The sequence below is a fragment of the Pseudomonas sp. GOM6 genome, assembly GCF_029537485.1.
Classification (GTDB): Bacteria; Pseudomonadota; Gammaproteobacteria; order Pseudomonadales; family Pseudomonadaceae; genus Aquipseudomonas.
This window is the reverse complement of sequence record NZ_JARPUS010000018.1, coordinates 61,923-77,683: the sequence shown is the minus strand read 5'-3', so window position 1 is coordinate 77,683 and position 15,761 is coordinate 61,923. Positions and strand designations below refer to the sequence as shown.

Sequence of the window (15,761 nt, the reverse complement as noted above, 5' to 3'; positions counted from 1 at the left end):
AGCGCCTGACCCGCTACCACCTGACCCTGCGCCCACGGCTGGCCTGGCTCGGCCATCGCACCAACCAGCGCATCTTCCAGCACCTGACGGTGCCGCAGATCGTCGCCCAGGTCCTGGAGGAGCACGGCATCCTCGAAGGCTCCGGCCAGCGCTTCCAGCTCGGCGCGGTCTACCCCGAGCGCGACTACTGCGTGCAGTACGACGAGACGGACCTGCACTTCATCCAGCGCCTGTGCGAGGAAGAAGGCATTCACTACCACTTCCAGCACTCGTCCGAAGGCCACGTCCTGGTATTCGGCGACGACCAGACCGGTTTTCCCAGGCTGCCGACCACCGCCTACCAGCAGGACAGCGGCCTGGTGGCCGACGAGCCGGTGATCAAGCGCTTCGCCCTGCGCTTGGCCACCCGTACCTGCCGCGTCACCCGCCGCGACTACGACTTCGAGAAACCGCGCCTGCAGCTGGAGGCCGCACACAAGGGTGACGCCCATCCCGATCTGGAAGACTACGACTACCCCGGCCGCTTCACCGAGCGTGGCCGCGGCAAGCACCTGTCGCAGCGTGCCCTGGAGCGCCACCGCAGCGACCATCAACTGGCCGAGGGCGAGAGCGACCAGCCACTGCTGCGCAGCGGGCACTTCCTCAACCTCAATGAGCATCCGCGCGACGACTGGAACCAGCTGTGGCTGCTGGGTGAAATCCACCACGAAGGCAAGCAGCCGCAGGTGCTGGAAGAGTCCATCACCAACTTCCTCGGCGGCCAGCCCCCCTCTCCCACTGGGAGAGGGGCCGGGGGTGAGGGTGCATCCACCAACTCGGACGACTTCAACCAGGGCTACCGCAACCGCTTCAGCGCCACCCCTTGGGACATCCCCTACCGCCCGCCGCTGCAGCACCCCAAGCCACGCATCCTCGGCAGCCAGAGCGCCGTGGTCACCGGTCCGAAGGGGGAAGAAATCCACTGCGACCAATACGGCCGGGTCAAGGTGCAGTTCCACTGGGACCGAGAAGGCCAGGCCGACGACAGCACCAGCTGCTGGCTGAGGGTATCGAGCAGCTGGGCCGGTGACCGCTATGGCGGCATCGCCATCCCGCGCATCGGCATGGAAGTACTGGTCACCTTCCTCGAAGGCGACCCCGACCAACCACTGGTCAGCGGCTGCCTGTACCACGCCGAGCACGTGGTGCCCTACGATCTGCCGGCGAACAAGACCAGAACCGTCTTCAAGACCCTCAGCTCACCCGGCGGTGGCGGCTACAACGAACTGCGCATCGAAGACCGCAAGGGCCAGGAACAGATCTATATCCACGCCCAGAAGGACTGGGACGAGAACGTCGAGAATGACCAGAAGATCCGCATCGGCCATGAACGCCACGATAGGGTGGAAGCCAACAGCTACACCGAACTCAAGGCAGAGGAGCACCACACCACCCAGCTTGATCGCAAAGTGGAAGTGAAGGCAGAAGACCACCTGACCATCGCTCAGAACCAGCACATCAAGCTCGGCACCGCCCAACTGACCAAGGCCGGCCGCGAGATCCACCTCAAGGCCGGGCAGAAAATGGTCATCGAAGCCGGCGTCGAACTCACCCTCAAGGCCGGCGGCAGCTTCATCAAACTCGACCCCGGCGGCATCACCCTGGTCGGCCCCCTGGCCAAACTCAACGCCGGCGGTGCACCAGGATCTGGTAGTGGGATTGCCATCAAACAGCCGCTGCAGCCGGGGATGGCGGATAGGGACAAGGCGGGAAATCTGTTGGACGAGGCGGCAGTAAATAGCAGGGAAAACGTTCTTCTATCCCCCCTGCGCATGCTCAATTTCTCCAGCTAAATCAGGACTCACGCATCACCAGATGCCTCCAAGGAACAGGACAGATTCATATCGCCATGGCAGACAACACACCAATCAAGTGGGCTTATCCCTTCCCAGCCAAACCAACCTCGACTGGCAGCAGCGCTAGCGACACCAGCAACCCTGAGTTGTATTTCCAGGCGCTGGCAAAAGCCAAAGACGGCTTCTATCCGATGGGTGCCAGTGGCTTATGGCACGGCGGCGTACACTTCGACGAAGGTACGGCTACCTGCCTCGATCAGTCAGAGGTGAAGTGCATTGCCGACGGTGAAGTGATCGCCTATCGGATCGACGAGCAGTACCCCAGAACTACCTATGGTGAAGGCCCGACAGCGGTACATCTGCCATTCTCGACCGGCTTCGTACTGGTCAAGCACCTGCTGAAGTTCCCAGCTCTGCCGGTCGAACCGAGCACAGACGAAGCCGCAGTCACCACGCCAACCGCCACGCCGGAGCTGACCTTCTACAGCTTGTATATGCACCTGTTGGACTGGGCTGGTTATCAGGCCCAACCCAGCATGAAACGCCCCAGCTTTTGGGGTAATGGCTTGTGCAAGGTAAAAGCCGATGCACCGGACAAGCTGCAGGGGCTAAACGTTCGCGCCCACTACAAGGTAGCCCTCGGCCACGCGGATCGATCAGCCTACGAAAATATCCTGGCGACATTGCCTCGCGGCACAATCGTCGAGGCAGAGGGCGGGCCTGAAGCTGAGCATGACAACTGGATAAAACTGTCCAGCATCACGCCGGCTATCGACGGTCTTGAGCCCAGCAACTGCTGGGCTTACAAACCAGAGATGAAAAGTCTGGGCGACAGTCGCTATCTGGTAAGCGAAGGTGCCAAAGACCCTATCGCACCAACGCAGCAGGGGCTCAATGTGCGATCAGCCCGCTCCAAGGGCGACATAATTGCCTTTCTGCCGGTTGGCGCACAGCTACGCATCAGCTCGGATGGCGCAGCAAGCAAGTACCGCAAACTGGAAGAGATCATCAGCGGCGCCCCTGTACCTGCTTTGTCTGCCGACAGCAGTGGCAAGCTTCCAGGCTATGTCTGGCTGGGCTCTCTGGAGACCAGCAACGAACCCAAGGCCCATGACGGCAGCGTGGTGGTGCTGGATCAACCGGTAGCCATCAAGGCTGGCGAGTTGATTGGGCATATCGGCCAATACCAGAACTTCGACGATGCACGCCCCAGATCGGTGCTGCACCTGCAAACCTTCACCTGCGACGATCTTCCCGCCTTTATCGAGCAGTGCCGCTCTTTAGCAGAGAAGTTGCCAGACGATCAAAAAACCCTGATCAAGGTACATGTCGATACCAAGATGGCCCAGGCACCTGCAGCGGACAGCACGGTCGCTGCGGAACGGAACGTAAGGCTGTGCAGCGACTCCCCCAAGGAAGGCTGCTGGGCCAAGGTACAGCAGTATGTGGAACTCAAAGCCAAGAAGGCTGGATTCGGTGCTTATGACAGCGCGAAGAACTGCTACCCGATGGATGCCGCCAAGAGGGCCGAGCTGGCCAGCGAGTTTGGCCTTGCCGAGGATGAGCTCCCCGACTCTGCCGAGTTTCTGTTGGAAAGCTACAAGGATGACGGCAGCGACATGCACTCCGGCAAGAGTGGCATCCCGGCAACTCACGTACGGCGCAAAGTCGGACTGCGCTTGAAGACACCGCTTTGGGTACAACGCAGTCAATTGAGCGAAAACGGTCAGCGTGTCAGCACCAGCGGTGAGCTTCCTGCCTGGAAAGACTTTCCTCTGAGTAATGGACTGGACGGTAAACTGTGTGGCTATGAGCGCATTTTGCCGCGCGCATCCTGGAGCAGCCTTGACCATCAACACAAAGCCATAGCCCCCGATAATATTCGCTGGTGGTACGTCAATGTGGCTGACGCCAGTGGTAAGGACATCTCAGGCTGGGCTCCGGAGCTAGACCCAATCATTACGCTGCACTCCCCGTGGGAGTGGCCGGGTTTTACCTCTATCGAGGATCACCAGCCACTGGACGCACAGCTCGCCCGCCAACTCAATGCCGAAGGCAGCCTCCGTGGCTCGGAACCTGAGCGCTATCAAACCAAGATAGACGCCACGGAGCGCGGCCTAGTACTTAGCAAGTTATACGAAATCATTGATCTGCCGGGGACCGATAACCGAAAAGACGGCAAGTTGACGGCTGAAGAAATTCGAGCCGCTCTTGGCAAACCTTGGCTCGCTCAGCAGCTTTCGCAGCTAGTGACCAAGTACGAAAGTGAGTGGTTTTGGAGTGAGGGTAAATGGAGTGCGCTTGATGAACTGTTGACACCAAATTTAGAACAGAAAAATGCGAATTGGGAATCTGAAAAGAAACGTATAGAAACGCTGAGTTGGTGGAAAAGCTTGGATGAAAAATTGGCAGAAAGCGCAATTGGTAAAATATGGCACATCCACCCTCTTGGACTTGTTAATAAGTTTCAAAATAAAATTAGATGCTATTGCTATGAACAGGGAATTGTAGACGCACCTTGCATGCAAGGCATTCAAGATGTAACAAAAGACCATTTCGAGAGTTTAGCAACACAGCTAAACGTCGAGAGAGAGGTTCTTCGTGCAATTGCAGTTGCAGAAACCGGAGATAAATCTCCATTCAAAGAATTTGTTCCCGGAGAACGACATGCAAGAATTCTCTATGAGCGCCACTACATGCGGCGCCTACTATTAAAATCCGGCATGACTCATTCACAAATCAATAATTTATCCACAACAGAACCCAAGATCGTTCACGCTTATGAAAGCAACTACTCGTATGGAACAGAGCAACAACAGTACGAGCGACTAAAAAGAGCAAGAGAGTTAAACTTTGACGCCGCTAATATGTCTTGCTCCTGGGGGAAATTTCAAGTCATGGGTGAATATTACACCCATCTATATAAATCTACCCAAGAGCTAGTTGATGCTCAGAATTTTTGCGCCCTACAGCATCTTCAGTATTTTAAAGTATTCTTGACGGAAGAAAAGAAAATGCTCAATTCAATGCAGAGCAAAAACTGGACAAGTATTGCAGAAAAATATAATGGACTGAACCAGATCGGTTACGATGTAAAAATTGAAAATGCTTATAATGATCTCAAGGAGTCTTGGTGATGCGCATACTCTTGCTGCTTATGGCTCCATTCTTCGCATATGCATCACCTCCGCCCATCTGTAAAGACGTAGTTCATAACCCAAACCTTATATATCAAGAGCTACCATACAGCAAAGGATTATCTTGCATTTATAGCTCTTTGGACGACAATGAACACGTACATATAAGCTTTTTCGAAATACAAGACGGAAAGTTCATAGAGGTAGCAAAAAACTCCTCCTTGATCACCATATCAGATATGGAAATTAGCCCACTTAAACTAAGCCAAATAAGCTCAGAAAGGTTTCAATTAACTCAAGATTACCCGCGCGACACATATGTGATAGAGCTGCACCAAAAAAAACCAAAAACATCCATAATCAACGCTTACAAAATAGTAAAAATAAACAATAAAGATGAAGACTCAACGCCATCAATATTATCTTTCAAAACCAAGAAAAAAATTATAGACTCAGTAGATTTTGCAAATCTTTATCAGAAAAAAATTTTCAGTCCAAACGCACTTGAATTGTCTTCAGAAAGCATTGGGATAAGACTTACGATTACAGCCAAAAAAGCTGTACTATTTAGTGCACCAGATATCAAAACCGAAACAAAATCATACTTAATATATGGCGACACTGTTGAAGTAGTAGAATCCAGCGATAAATGGTTGAAAATAAAGTACGTAACACAAAAAAATATTTTAATAATAAAATGGATAGAAATATCCTCCATTTTATAACCTTTATATTTCCACCCAAAGCCAGTTTTTAGTGGTTAGGTTTTAAGAATAAAAAACGGGTTATAACCCCGTTTTTATTCCGCTACTACTTACTCGACAGTAACTGATTTTGCCAAATTCCTCGGCTGGTCTACATCAGTGCCCTTGAGCACCGCCACGTAGTACGACAGCAGCTGCAGCGGCAGGGTATAGAGGATCGGCGCCAGTACGTCGTGGATATGCGGCATTGCCACTACATGGGTGCCTTCGCCGTTGCCCAGGCCAGCTTGTTCGTCGGCGAAGACGATCAGTTGGCCGCCGCGGGCGCGGACTTCCTGCAGGTTGGATTTGAGTTTTTCCAGCAGCTCGTTGTTCGGTGCCACGGTAACCACCGGCATGTCGGCGTCGACCAGGGCCAGCGGGCCGTGCTTGAGCTCGCCGGCCGGGTAGGCTTCGGCGTGGATGTAGGAGATTTCCTTGAGCTTGAGCGCGCCCTCCATGGCCACCGGGAACTGGGCGCCACGGCCGAGGAACAGAGTGTGGTGCTTCTCGGCGAACAGTTCGGCGACTTTCTCCACGGTCTTGTCCATCGCCAGTGCTTCACCAAGGCGGGTCGGCAGGCGGCGTAGTTCTTCCACCAGCTCGGCGGCGACGCCGGCCTCCAGTCGACCATTCACCTGGCCGAGGGCCAGGGTCAGCAGCAGCAGGCCGACCAGCTGGGTGGTGAAGGCCTTGGTCGAGGCCACGCCGATTTCCGGGCCGGCCAGGGTCAGCAGACACAGATCGGACTCGCGTACCAGCGAGCTGGTGCCGACGTTGCAGATGGCCAGACTGGCCAGATAACCGGCTTGCTTGGCATTGCGCAGGGCGGCCAGAGTGTCGGCGGTCTCACCGGACTGGGAGATGGTGACGAACAGGCTGTCGGGCTGCACGGCGACCTTGCGGTAACGGAACTCGCTGGCCACTTCGATCTGGCAGGGAATGCCGGTCAGCGCCTCCAGCCAGTAACGGGCGACCATGCCGGCGTGGTAACTGGTGCCGCAGGCGACGATCTGCACGTTGCGCACCTTGGCGAACAGCTCGGCGGCCTGCGGGCCGAAGGCCTGGACCAACACATGGTCGCTGCCCAGGCGGCCTTCCAGGGTGCGTTGCACGACCTTGGGCTGCTCGTGGATTTCCTTGAGCATGAAGTGGCGGTACTCGCCCTTGTCGGCGGCCTCGGCACCTTCGTGGTACTGCACGGCTTCACGCTGCACGGATTGCCCGGCGACATCCCAGATTTGCAGACTGTCACGCCGGATTTCAGCGATATCGCCTTCTTCCAGATAGACGAAGCGGTCGGTGACCTGGCGCAGGGCGAGCTGGTCGGAGGCGAGGAAGTTCTCGCCCAAGCCCAGACCGATGACCAGCGGACTGCCGCTGCGGGCCGCGAGGATGCGGTCCGGCTGCTGGGCGCTGATCACCGCCAGGCCATAGGCACCGTGTAGCTCGGGAATGGCCGCCTTGAGCGCGGTGGTGAGGTCGCCGGTCTGCTGCAGCTTGTGGTCGAGCAGGTGGACGATGGTCTCGGTGTCGGTGTCCGAGGTGAAGACGTAGCCAAGACCCTTGAGGCGCTCGCGCAGTTCCTCGTGGTTTTCGATGATGCCGTTGTGCACCACGGCCAGCTGCTCGCCCGAGAAGTGCGGGTGAGCATTGCGCTCGCTTGGCGCGCCGTGGGTGGCCCAGCGAGTGTGGGCGATACCCAGGTGGCCGGTCAGCGGCTCGCCGGCCAGTGCCTGCTCCAGCTCGGCGACCTTGCCGACACGGCGACGACGCTGCAGCTCACCGGCCTGGGTAAAGACCGCCACACCGGCGCTGTCATAGCCACGGTACTCCAGGCGCTTGAGGCCTTCGACCAGGATCGGGGTGATGTTGCGTTCGGCGACGGCGCCAACGATGCCACACATGGCTGTTCTCCTTCAGGGCTGAGCGCTGGCGAGGATCAACTGGACCCCGCGCGCACGTATCTGTTCGGCCACCTGGCTATCCAGGCGGTCGTCGGTGATCAGGGTATGGACGCTGCTCCAGGGCAGCTCCAGGTTAGGAATCCGCCGGCCGACCTTGTCGCTCTCGACCATGACGATGACCTCGCGGGCCACTGCGGCCATGACCCGCGACAGGCCGAGCAGCTCGTTGAAGGTGGTGGTCCCACGCTCCAGGTCGATGCCGTCGGCTCCGATGAACAGCTGGTCGAAATCGTAGGAGCGCAGGACCTGCTCGGCCACCTGGCCCTGGAAGGACTCCGAGTGCGGGTCCCAGGTGCCCCCGGTCATCAGCAGCACCGGCTCGTGCTCGATGTCGCGCAGAGCATTGGCCACGTTCAGCGAGTTGGTCATCACCACCAGGCCGGGCTTTGGGCCGAGCTGGGGGATCATCGCCGCCGTGGTGCTGCCGCTGTCGATGATGATCCGCGCATGTTCGCGGATCAGCCCGACCGCCGTGCGGGCGATGGCCTGCTTGTGGGGGGAAACGGGTTGCGCCGGCTCGCCGATCAGCTCCTGCGGCATGGGGACCGCACCGCCGTAGCGGCGCAACAGCAGACCGTTGCGCTCCAGCTCGGCCAGGTCCTTACGAATCGTAACTTCGGAGGTGGCGAAGTGCTGCGCCAGGGCATCCACGACCACCTCGCCCTGCTCGGCGAGCAGGGCGAGAATGGCATGACGGCGCTGGGGCGTATTGCGTTTCGACATTTAAGTTTCGATTCGAAAGATAAGTGCGCGAATCAAAACCTAACGAAAGCGTCAGGTCAAGCGCCAGATGGACGAAAGGCGGCCTGAGCCGCCTTTCGTAAGCATTGAGTCACCCATGCAAGTTGGGCTTATCAGCCCAACCTACTTCTTGGTCGGGCGCTTCCAGCCTTCGATATTGCGTTGTTTGGCGCGGCCAACCGCCAGAGCCCCATCGGGTACATCCTGGGTCACGGTGGAGCCGGCGCCAGTGGTCGCGCCGGCTCCCAGAGTTACAGGCGCAACAATGGAACTGTTGGAACCGATAAACACGTCTTCTCCCATCACCGTCTTGTGCTTGTTGGCACCATCGTAATTGCAGGTGATGGTGCCGGCACCGATGTTGGTGCGTGCGCCGATCTCGGCATCGCCCAGGTATGCCAGATGGCCGGCCTTGGCGCCCTCGCCCATGACGGCGTTCTTCAGTTCGACGAAGTTACCCACATGGGCCTTGGCACCCAGCTTGGCACCGGGGCGCAGACGAGCGAACGGACCGCAGTCGGCGCCCTCGCCCAACTCGGCACCGTCCAGATGGCTGTTGGCTTTGACGATGGCGCCTTTGCGCAGGATGCTGTTCTTGATCACGCAGTTGGGGCCGATCTGAACGTTATCTTCGATGACGACCTGGCCTTCGAGAATCACGTTGACGTCGATCAGCACGTCGCGACCGACCGTGACCTCGCCGCGCAGATCGAAGCGGGCCGGGTCGAGCAGGGTCACGCCCTGCGTCATCAGACTGCGCGCGGCGCGCTGCTGGTAGTAGCGCTCCAGCTGGGCCAGCTGGATACGGTCGTTGGCCCCGAGCACTTCCATCTCGTCCTGGGCGGTTTCGGTGGCCACCACCAGGCCGTCGGCCACCGCCATGGCAATCACGTCGGTGAGGTAGTACTCGCCCTGTGCGTTGCTGTTCGACAACCGGCCGAGCCAGTCGCCAAGGCGCTTGCCCGGCACGGCGAGGATGCCGGTGTTGCCTTCGCGAATGGCGCGCTGCGCCTCGCTGGCATCCTTGTGCTCGACGATCGCCTGCACCACGCCGTTGGCGTCACGCAGGATGCGCCCATAGCCGGTCGGATCGACCAGATTGACCGTCAGCAGACCCAGTTGCTGCTCGTTGGCCTGAGCCAGGAGACCCTGCAGGGTTTCAACCCGAGTCAGCGGCACATCGCCGTAGAGGATCAGCACCTTGTCCGCCTCGATATGCGGCAACGCCTGGGCCACCGCATGACCGGTACCCAGCTGCTCGGCCTGCAGGACGAAGTCGACGTCATCCGCCGCCAGGCGCTCACGCACCAGTTCCGCGCCATGACCGATCACCACATGAATCTTGCGCGGTGCAAGCTGGCGGGCGGTGTCGATGACATGAGCGAGCATGGGTTTAGCGGCGACCGGATGCAGCACCTTGGGCAGGGCCGAACGCATGCGGGTGCCCTGGCCGGCGGCGAGGATGACGATATCGAGGGACATGCTAAAGATCCTGAGCAGACACAGGTGGATAAGCACCTGGGGATAAAAACGGCAGAAAAGAAAAAGGGTAGCCAAGGCTACCCTTTCTCCCAACGCTGTTGAAGCCGGTGGCTTAGCCGCCGAACTTCTTGCGCAGCTGCTGGACGGTACGCAGCTGGGCTGCGACTTCGGCCAGGTGAGCGGAGGCGGAACCGTAGTTGAATTCCGCGCCCTTCTCGTTCAGAGCCTTCTCGGCGGCCTTGAGGGCCTCCTGAGCAGCCGCTTCGTCGATGTCGCCAGCACGAAGTACGGTGTCGGCCAGAACCTTCACCATGTTCGGCTGGACCTCGAGGAAGCCGCCGGAGATGTAGAACACCTCGGACTCACCACCTTGCTTGACCAGGCGGATCGGGCCCGGCTTGAGATCGGTGATCAGCGGGGCGTGGCCCGGAGCGATACCAAGATCACCCAGGTTGCCGTGCGCAATCACCATCTCGACCAGACCGGAGAAGATTTCCGCTTCTGCGCTGACGATGTCGCAATGGACTGTCATAGCCATATCGAGCCTCACATGAGCGCCCGTTGCCGGGCGCACAAGGGATTACAGTTTCTTGGCTTTCTCGATTGCTTCGTCGATGCTGCCAACCATGTAGAACGCCTGCTCCGGCAGGTGATCGTAGTCACCTTTCAGAATGCCGCTGAAACCAGCGATGGTGTCCTTCAGGGAAACGTACTTGCCTGGCGAGCCGGTGAAGACTTCGGCCACGAAGAACGGCTGCGACAGGAAGCGCTGGATCTTACGAGCGCGGGCTACCAGTTGCTTGTCGTCTTCGGACAGTTCGTCCATGCCGAGGATCGCGATGATGTCCTTCAGCTCTTTGTAGCGCTGCAGCACGTACTGGACGCCGCGAGCGGTGTCGTAGTGCTCCTGGCCGATGACGTTCGGGTCCAGCTGACGGCTGGTGGAGTCCAGCGGGTCAACGGCCGGGTAGATACCCAGGGAAGCGATATCACGGGACAGAACGACGGTGGCGTCCAAGTGGGCGAAGGTGGTCGCCGGGCTCGGGTCGGTCAGGTCGTCCGCAGGTACGTATACGGCCTGTACCGAGGTAATGGAGCCGTTCTTGGTGGAGGTAATACGCTCCTGCAGAACGCCCATCTCTTCGGCCAGAGTCGGCTGGTAACCTACTGCGGAAGGCATACGGCCGAGCAGTGCGGATACTTCAGTACCGGCGAGGGTGTAACGGTAGATGTTGTCGACGAACAGCAGTACGTCACGACCTTCGTCACGGAACTTCTCGGCCATGGTCAGGCCGGTCAGCGCCACGCGCAGACGGTTGCCTGGCGGCTCGTTCATCTGACCGTAGACCAGGGCTACCTTGTCGAGAACGTTGGAGTCCTTCATCTCGTGGTAGAAGTCGTTACCCTCACGAGTACGCTCACCCACACCAGCGAACACGGAATAACCGCTGTGTTCCATGGCGATGTTACGGATCAGTTCCATCATGTTTACGGTCTTGCCGACACCGGCACCACCGAACAGGCCGACCTTACCACCCTTGGCGAACGGGCAAACCAGGTCGATTACCTTGATGCCGGTTTCCAGCAGGTCGTTGCCGCCAGCTTGCTCAGCGTAGGACGGAGCAGCGCGGTGGATTTCCCACTGCTCTTCTTCGCCGATCGGACCAGCTTCGTCAATCGGGTTACCCAGTACGTCCATGATCCGGCCCAGGGTCGCTTTACCGACCGGTACGGAGATGGCCTTGTGGGTACGGGTGATTTCCAGGCCACGCTTCAGACCTTCGGTCGAACCCATGGCGATGGAACGAACCACGCCGTCGCCCAGCTGCTGCTGAACTTCCAGGGTGGTTTCGGCGCCAACTACTTTCAGCGCTTCATAAACACTCGGCACTTGATCACGCGGGAATTCCACGTCGATAACGGCGCCGATGATTTGAACGATACGTCCGCTACTCATCTTTGGTTCCTCTGAATATTTGAACCGTTCTTAAACCGCGGCAGCGCCGCCGACGATTTCCGAAATTTCCTGGGTGATCGCTGCCTGACGAGCCTTGTTGTAAATCAGCTGCAGGTCTTTGATCAGATCGCCAGCGTTGTCGGTGGCGTTCTTCATCGCGATCATCCGCGCCGCTTGTTCAGCAGCGTTGTTCTCGACCACCGCCTGGTACACCTGCGATTCCACGTAGCGCACCATCAGACCATCGAGGATCTGCTTGGCGTCGGGTTCGTACAGGTAGTCCCAGTGGTGCTTGAGACCTTCATCCGGAGTCGCCACCAGCGGAACCAGCTGCTCCACTGTCGGCTTTTGCGTCATGGTATTGATGAACTTGTTCGAGACCACGGACAGACGATCGATGCGACCTTCGAGGTAAGCATCGAGCATGACCTTGACGGAACCGATCAGATCGTTGATCGAGGGTTCTTCGCCCAGGTGGCTGATCGCAGCAACAACATTGCCACCAAAGTTGCGGAAGAACGCCGCACCCTTGCTGCCAATCACGCAGAGATCGATCTCCACGCCTTGCTCGCGATTGCTCGCCATGTCCTTGACCAGAGCCTTGAACAGGTTGGTATTCAGACCACCACACAGACCACGGTCGGAGCTCACCACCACGTAACCGACACGCTTCACTTCACGTTCGATCATGAACGGGTGACGGTATTCCGGGTTGGCGTTAGCCAGATGACCAATCACCTGGCGGATACGCTCCGCGTAAGGGCGGCTGGCAGCCATGCGCATTTGAGCTCTGCGCATTTTGCTGACCGCCACTTTTTCCATGGCGCTGGTGATCTTCTGCGTGCTTTTGATGCTCGCAATCTTGCTGCGAATCTCTTTTGCGCCTGCCATGTAACACCTATCAGGTTAGCAAGCGGGGACCTCGCGGCCCCCACTGCGGCTTACCAGGTTTGGGTGGCCTTGAACTTCTCGATACCGGCTTTCAGCTGGCCATCGATGTCGTCATTGAAGTCGCCCTTCTCGTTGATCTTCGCCATCAGAGCGGCGTTCTCACGGTTGAAGTAGGCGATCAGGGCCTGCTCGAAGCTGATGATCTTGGCGACTTCGACGTCCACCAGGAAGCCACGCTCAGCGGCGTACAGCGACAGAGCCATGTCGGCGATCGACATCGGCGCGTACTGCTTCTGCTTCATCAGCTCGGTTACACGCTGACCATGCTCAAGCTGCTTGCGGGTGGCTTCGTCCAGGTCAGAAGCGAACTGGGCGAAAGCCGCCAGTTCACGGTACTGAGCCAGAGCGGTACGGATACCACCGGAGAGCTTCTTGATGATCTTGGTCTGTGCAGCACCACCCACGCGGGATACCGAGATACCGGCGTTGACGGCCGGACGGATACCCGAGTTGAACATGGCCGATTCCAGGAAGATCTGACCGTCGGTGATGGAAATCACGTTGGTCGGAACGAACGCGGAAACGTCGCCAGCCTGGGTTTCGATGATCGGCAGAGCGGTCAGGGAACCGGTCTTGCCAGTCACGGCGCCATTGGTGAACTTCTCGACGTACTCTTCGGAAACGCGGGAAGCGCGCTCCAGCAGACGGCTGTGGAGATAGAACACGTCGCCCGGGTAGGCTTCGCGGCCCGGCGGACGGCGCAGCAGCAGGGAGATCTGGCGGTAGGCAACAGCCTGCTTGGACAGGTCGTCGTACACGATCAGGGCGTCTTCACCGCGGTCGCGGAAGTATTCGCCCATGGTGCAACCGGCGTACGGAGCCAGGAACTGCAGAGCAGCCGACTCGGAAGCGCTAGCGGCTACCACGATGGTATTGGCCAGGGCGCCAGCTTCTTCCAGCTTGCGCACTACGTTGGCGATGGTCGATTGCTTCTGACCGATGGCGACGTAGACGCAGCGGATGCCGCTGTTCTTCTGGTTGATGATGGCGTCGACGGCCAGGGCAGTCTTACCGATCTGACGGTCACCGATGATCAGCTCGCGCTGGCCACGGCCTACCGGGATCATGGCGTCAACCGACTTGTAACCGGTCTGTACCGGCTGGTCGACCGACTTACGCCAGATCACGCCCGGTGCAACTTTCTCGACAGCGTCGGTGGCCTGAGCATTGATCGGGCCTTTGCCGTCGATCGGGTTACCCAGTGCGTCGACGACGCGACCCAGCAGTTCCGGACCAACCGGGACTTCCAGGATGCGGCCAGTGCACTTGGCGCTCATGCCTTCGGCGAGGCTGGTGTATGCACCCAGCACAACGGCACCCACGGAGTCTTGCTCCAGGTTCAGCGCCATACCGTAGACACCACCCGGGAACTCGATCATTTCGCCATACATAACGTCGGCCAGACCGTAGATACGCACGATACCGTCGGAAACGGATACCACGGTACCTTCGTTGCGGGCTTGGGAAGAGACGTCGAGTTTCTCGATACGTCCCTTGATGATTTCACTAATTTCGGAAGGATTGAGTTGCTGCATTGCTCTGCTGCCCCTTCAAACTCAAGATTTCAACGCTTCGGCCAGCTTCGCGATTTTGCCGCGAACCGAGCCATCGATAACCAGGTCGCCTGCGCGGATAACCACACCACCGATGAGGGCGGCGTCTTCCGTCACATGCAGACGCACGTCTCGGCTGAGCCGTGCGTTGAGAACCTTGGCGAGTTTGTCTTGCTGTTCTGTGCTCAATGCAAAGGCACTGGTCACTTCCACGTCCACCGACTTTTCCTGCTCGGCCTTATACAGCTCAAACAGGGCGGCGATTTCCGGCAACAGGTCGAGACGACCGTTTTCGGCTACCACGGAAATGAAGTTACGTGCCTGGGCGTCGAACTTGTCACCACACACTTCGTTGAAAGTGGTGGCCTTGTCTGTACTCGTCAAACGCGGGGCCTTGAGCACGCGCTGCACAGTGTCGTCTTGCGACACCGCGGCAGCCAGGCCGAGCATGGCTGACCAAGCGGCCAGCTGCTGGTGGGCCTGAGCGTGCTCGAAGGCCGCCTTGGCGTAAGGTCGGGCCAGCGTGGTCAGTTCTGCCATGATCGCCCTCGCTTAGATTTCGGCAGCCAGTTTATTAACCAGCTCCGCATGCGCGTTTTGATCGATGGATGCACCCAGGATCTTCTCTGCACCGCCAACGGCCAGGGCACCCACTTGGGCACGCAGGGCGTCTTTGACGCTGTTCAGTTCCTGTTCGATCTCGGCCTGAGCCTGAGCCTTCACGCGGTCAGCCTCGACACGAGCCTGATCACGGGCTTCGTCGACGATCTGAGTGCCGCGCTTTTTGGCCTGCTCGATGATCTCGGCAGCCTGGGCCTTGGCTTCACGCAGTTGCTGAGCAACTTTCTCGTGGGCCAGTTCCAGATCGCGAGCCGCGCGGTTGGCGGCGTCCAGACCATCGGCGATCTTCTTCTGACGTTCACGCAGAGCTGTAATGACCGGAGGCCATACGAACTTCATGCAGAACATCACGAAAATGAAGAACGCAACGGCCTGGCCAATCAGGGTTGCATTAATGTTCACGCCAACACCTCGCTGTTCGTTGTTTCGTCACACCAATCACTCGTGAACGAGTGATTAGCCGGCGATCTGACCAACGAAGGGGTTCGCGAAGGTGAAGAACAGAGCGATACCCACACCGATCATGGTCACGGCGTCCAGCAGACCGGCGACGATGAACATTTTGACCTGCAGCATCGGAACCATTTCCGGCTGACGAGCAGCGCCTTCCAGGAACTTGCCGCCCAGCAGACCGAAGCCAATGGCAGTACCCAGAGCGCCCAGGCCGATCAGCAGGGCAACAGCAATCGCGGTGAGACCAACTACAGTTTCCATTTTTCCTCCCGACTTTTACGTCGTATTGGTTTAGGTTGAAGCGATAAAGCGGTTTTCGTT

13 protein-coding genes are annotated in these 15,761 nt (G+C 58.4%); 3 read left to right on the top strand and 10 right to left on the bottom strand.

The annotated features are described in order from the left end of the window. The 3 genes from tssI to P7A97_RS18060 form a co-directional block, all read left to right on the top strand. The coding region (tssI, locus tag P7A97_RS18070) for a type VI secretion system tip protein TssI/VgrG (RefSeq protein WP_277691514.1) at positions 1-1,832 on the top strand (1,832 nt) is incomplete at its 5' end. A 56-nt stretch (positions 1,833-1,888) separates the two neighbouring features. Next, a complete protein-coding gene (locus P7A97_RS18065) occupies positions 1,889-4,972 on the top strand; it encodes an N-acetylmuramidase domain-containing protein (RefSeq protein ID WP_277691513.1) in 3,084 nt (1,027 codons plus the stop codon). Next, on the top strand, positions 4,972-5,697 hold the full coding sequence (locus P7A97_RS18060; RefSeq protein ID WP_277691512.1) for a hypothetical protein: 726 nt from the start codon (positions 4,972-4,974) through the stop codon (positions 5,695-5,697). The genes P7A97_RS18065 and P7A97_RS18060 overlap by 1 nt, the downstream gene beginning before the upstream one ends. 89 nt (positions 5,698-5,786) lie before the next feature. Here P7A97_RS18060 and glmS read toward each other — a convergent pair whose 3' ends face one another. The 10 genes from glmS to atpE all read right to left on the bottom strand — a co-directional run bounded on the left by glmS (position 5,787) and on the right by atpE (position 15,701). After that, the gene (glmS, locus tag P7A97_RS18055) at positions 5,787-7,622 is read right to left on the bottom strand and encodes a glutamine--fructose-6-phosphate transaminase (isomerizing) (protein WP_277691511.1); all 1,836 of its coding nucleotides are present in this window, start codon (positions 7,620-7,622) and stop codon (positions 5,787-5,789) included. 12 nt (positions 7,623-7,634) lie between these two features. Beyond that, the gene (locus P7A97_RS18050) at positions 7,635-8,405 is read right to left on the bottom strand and encodes a DeoR family transcriptional regulator (RefSeq protein WP_277691509.1); all 771 of its coding nucleotides are present in this window, start codon (positions 8,403-8,405) and stop codon (positions 7,635-7,637) included. Between the two features lie 141 nt (positions 8,406-8,546). Beyond that, complete coding sequence (gene glmU / locus P7A97_RS18045) at positions 8,547-9,905, bottom strand: bifunctional UDP-N-acetylglucosamine diphosphorylase/glucosamine-1-phosphate N-acetyltransferase GlmU (protein WP_277691507.1); 1,359 nt, start codon at positions 9,903-9,905, stop codon at positions 8,547-8,549. 112 nt (positions 9,906-10,017) lie between these two features. Further along, the gene (locus P7A97_RS18040; RefSeq protein WP_277691506.1) at positions 10,018-10,443 is read right to left on the bottom strand and encodes a F0F1 ATP synthase subunit epsilon; all 426 of its coding nucleotides are present in this window, start codon (positions 10,441-10,443) and stop codon (positions 10,018-10,020) included. 42 nt (positions 10,444-10,485) lie between these two features. Further along, on the bottom strand, positions 10,486-11,862 hold the full coding sequence (gene atpD / locus P7A97_RS18035; RefSeq protein WP_277691505.1) for a F0F1 ATP synthase subunit beta: 1,377 nt from the start codon (positions 11,860-11,862) through the stop codon (positions 10,486-10,488). A 30-nt stretch (positions 11,863-11,892) separates the two neighbouring features. After that, entirely contained in the window at positions 11,893-12,753 is an 861-nt protein-coding gene (gene atpG / locus P7A97_RS18030; protein WP_277691504.1) for a F0F1 ATP synthase subunit gamma, read from the bottom strand. Between the two features lie 50 nt (positions 12,754-12,803). After that, positions 12,804-14,348 (bottom strand): F0F1 ATP synthase subunit alpha, encoded by a 1,545-nt coding sequence (gene atpA, locus P7A97_RS18025; protein ID WP_277691503.1) that lies wholly within the window; start codon positions 14,346-14,348, stop codon positions 12,804-12,806. Between the two features lie 21 nt (positions 14,349-14,369). Beyond that, complete coding sequence (locus P7A97_RS18020) at positions 14,370-14,906, bottom strand: F0F1 ATP synthase subunit delta (RefSeq protein WP_277691502.1); 537 nt, start codon at positions 14,904-14,906, stop codon at positions 14,370-14,372. 12 nt (positions 14,907-14,918) lie between these two features. After that, entirely contained in the window at positions 14,919-15,389 is a 471-nt protein-coding gene (locus P7A97_RS18015; RefSeq protein ID WP_277691501.1) for a F0F1 ATP synthase subunit B, read from the bottom strand. A 54-nt stretch (positions 15,390-15,443) separates the two neighbouring features. Continuing rightward, entirely contained in the window at positions 15,444-15,701 is a 258-nt protein-coding gene (atpE, locus tag P7A97_RS18010) for a F0F1 ATP synthase subunit C (protein WP_003097235.1), read from the bottom strand. Between the last annotated feature and the right edge of the window lie 60 nt (positions 15,702-15,761).

Bases quoted from the DNA above. Each gene is read 5' to 3' on its own strand.
- P7A97_RS18065 (WP_277691513.1), top strand. From the start codon at position 1,889: ATGGCAGACAACACACCAATCAAGTGGGCTTATCCCTTCCCAGCCAAA.
- P7A97_RS18060 (WP_277691512.1), top strand. From the start codon at position 4,972: ATGCGCATACTCTTGCTGCTTATGGCTCCATTCTTCGCATATGCATCA.
- glmS (WP_277691511.1), bottom strand. From the start codon at position 7,622: ATGTGTGGCATCGTTGGCGCCGTCGCCGAACGCAACATCACCCCGATC.
- P7A97_RS18050 (WP_277691509.1), bottom strand. From the start codon at position 8,405: ATGTCGAAACGCAATACGCCCCAGCGCCGTCATGCCATTCTCGCCCTG.
- glmU (WP_277691507.1), bottom strand. From the start codon at position 9,905: ATGTCCCTCGATATCGTCATCCTCGCCGCCGGCCAGGGCACCCGCATG.
- P7A97_RS18040 (WP_277691506.1), bottom strand. From the start codon at position 10,443: ATGGCTATGACAGTCCATTGCGACATCGTCAGCGCAGAAGCGGAAATC.
- atpD (WP_277691505.1), bottom strand. From the start codon at position 11,862: ATGAGTAGCGGACGTATCGTTCAAATCATCGGCGCCGTTATCGACGTG.
- atpG (WP_277691504.1), bottom strand. From the start codon at position 12,753: ATGGCAGGCGCAAAAGAGATTCGCAGCAAGATTGCGAGCATCAAAAGC.
- atpA (WP_277691503.1), bottom strand. From the start codon at position 14,348: ATGCAGCAACTCAATCCTTCCGAAATTAGTGAAATCATCAAGGGACGT.
- P7A97_RS18020 (WP_277691502.1), bottom strand. From the start codon at position 14,906: ATGGCAGAACTGACCACGCTGGCCCGACCTTACGCCAAGGCGGCCTTC.
- atpE (WP_003097235.1), bottom strand. From the start codon at position 15,701: ATGGAAACTGTAGTTGGTCTCACCGCGATTGCTGTTGCCCTGCTGATC.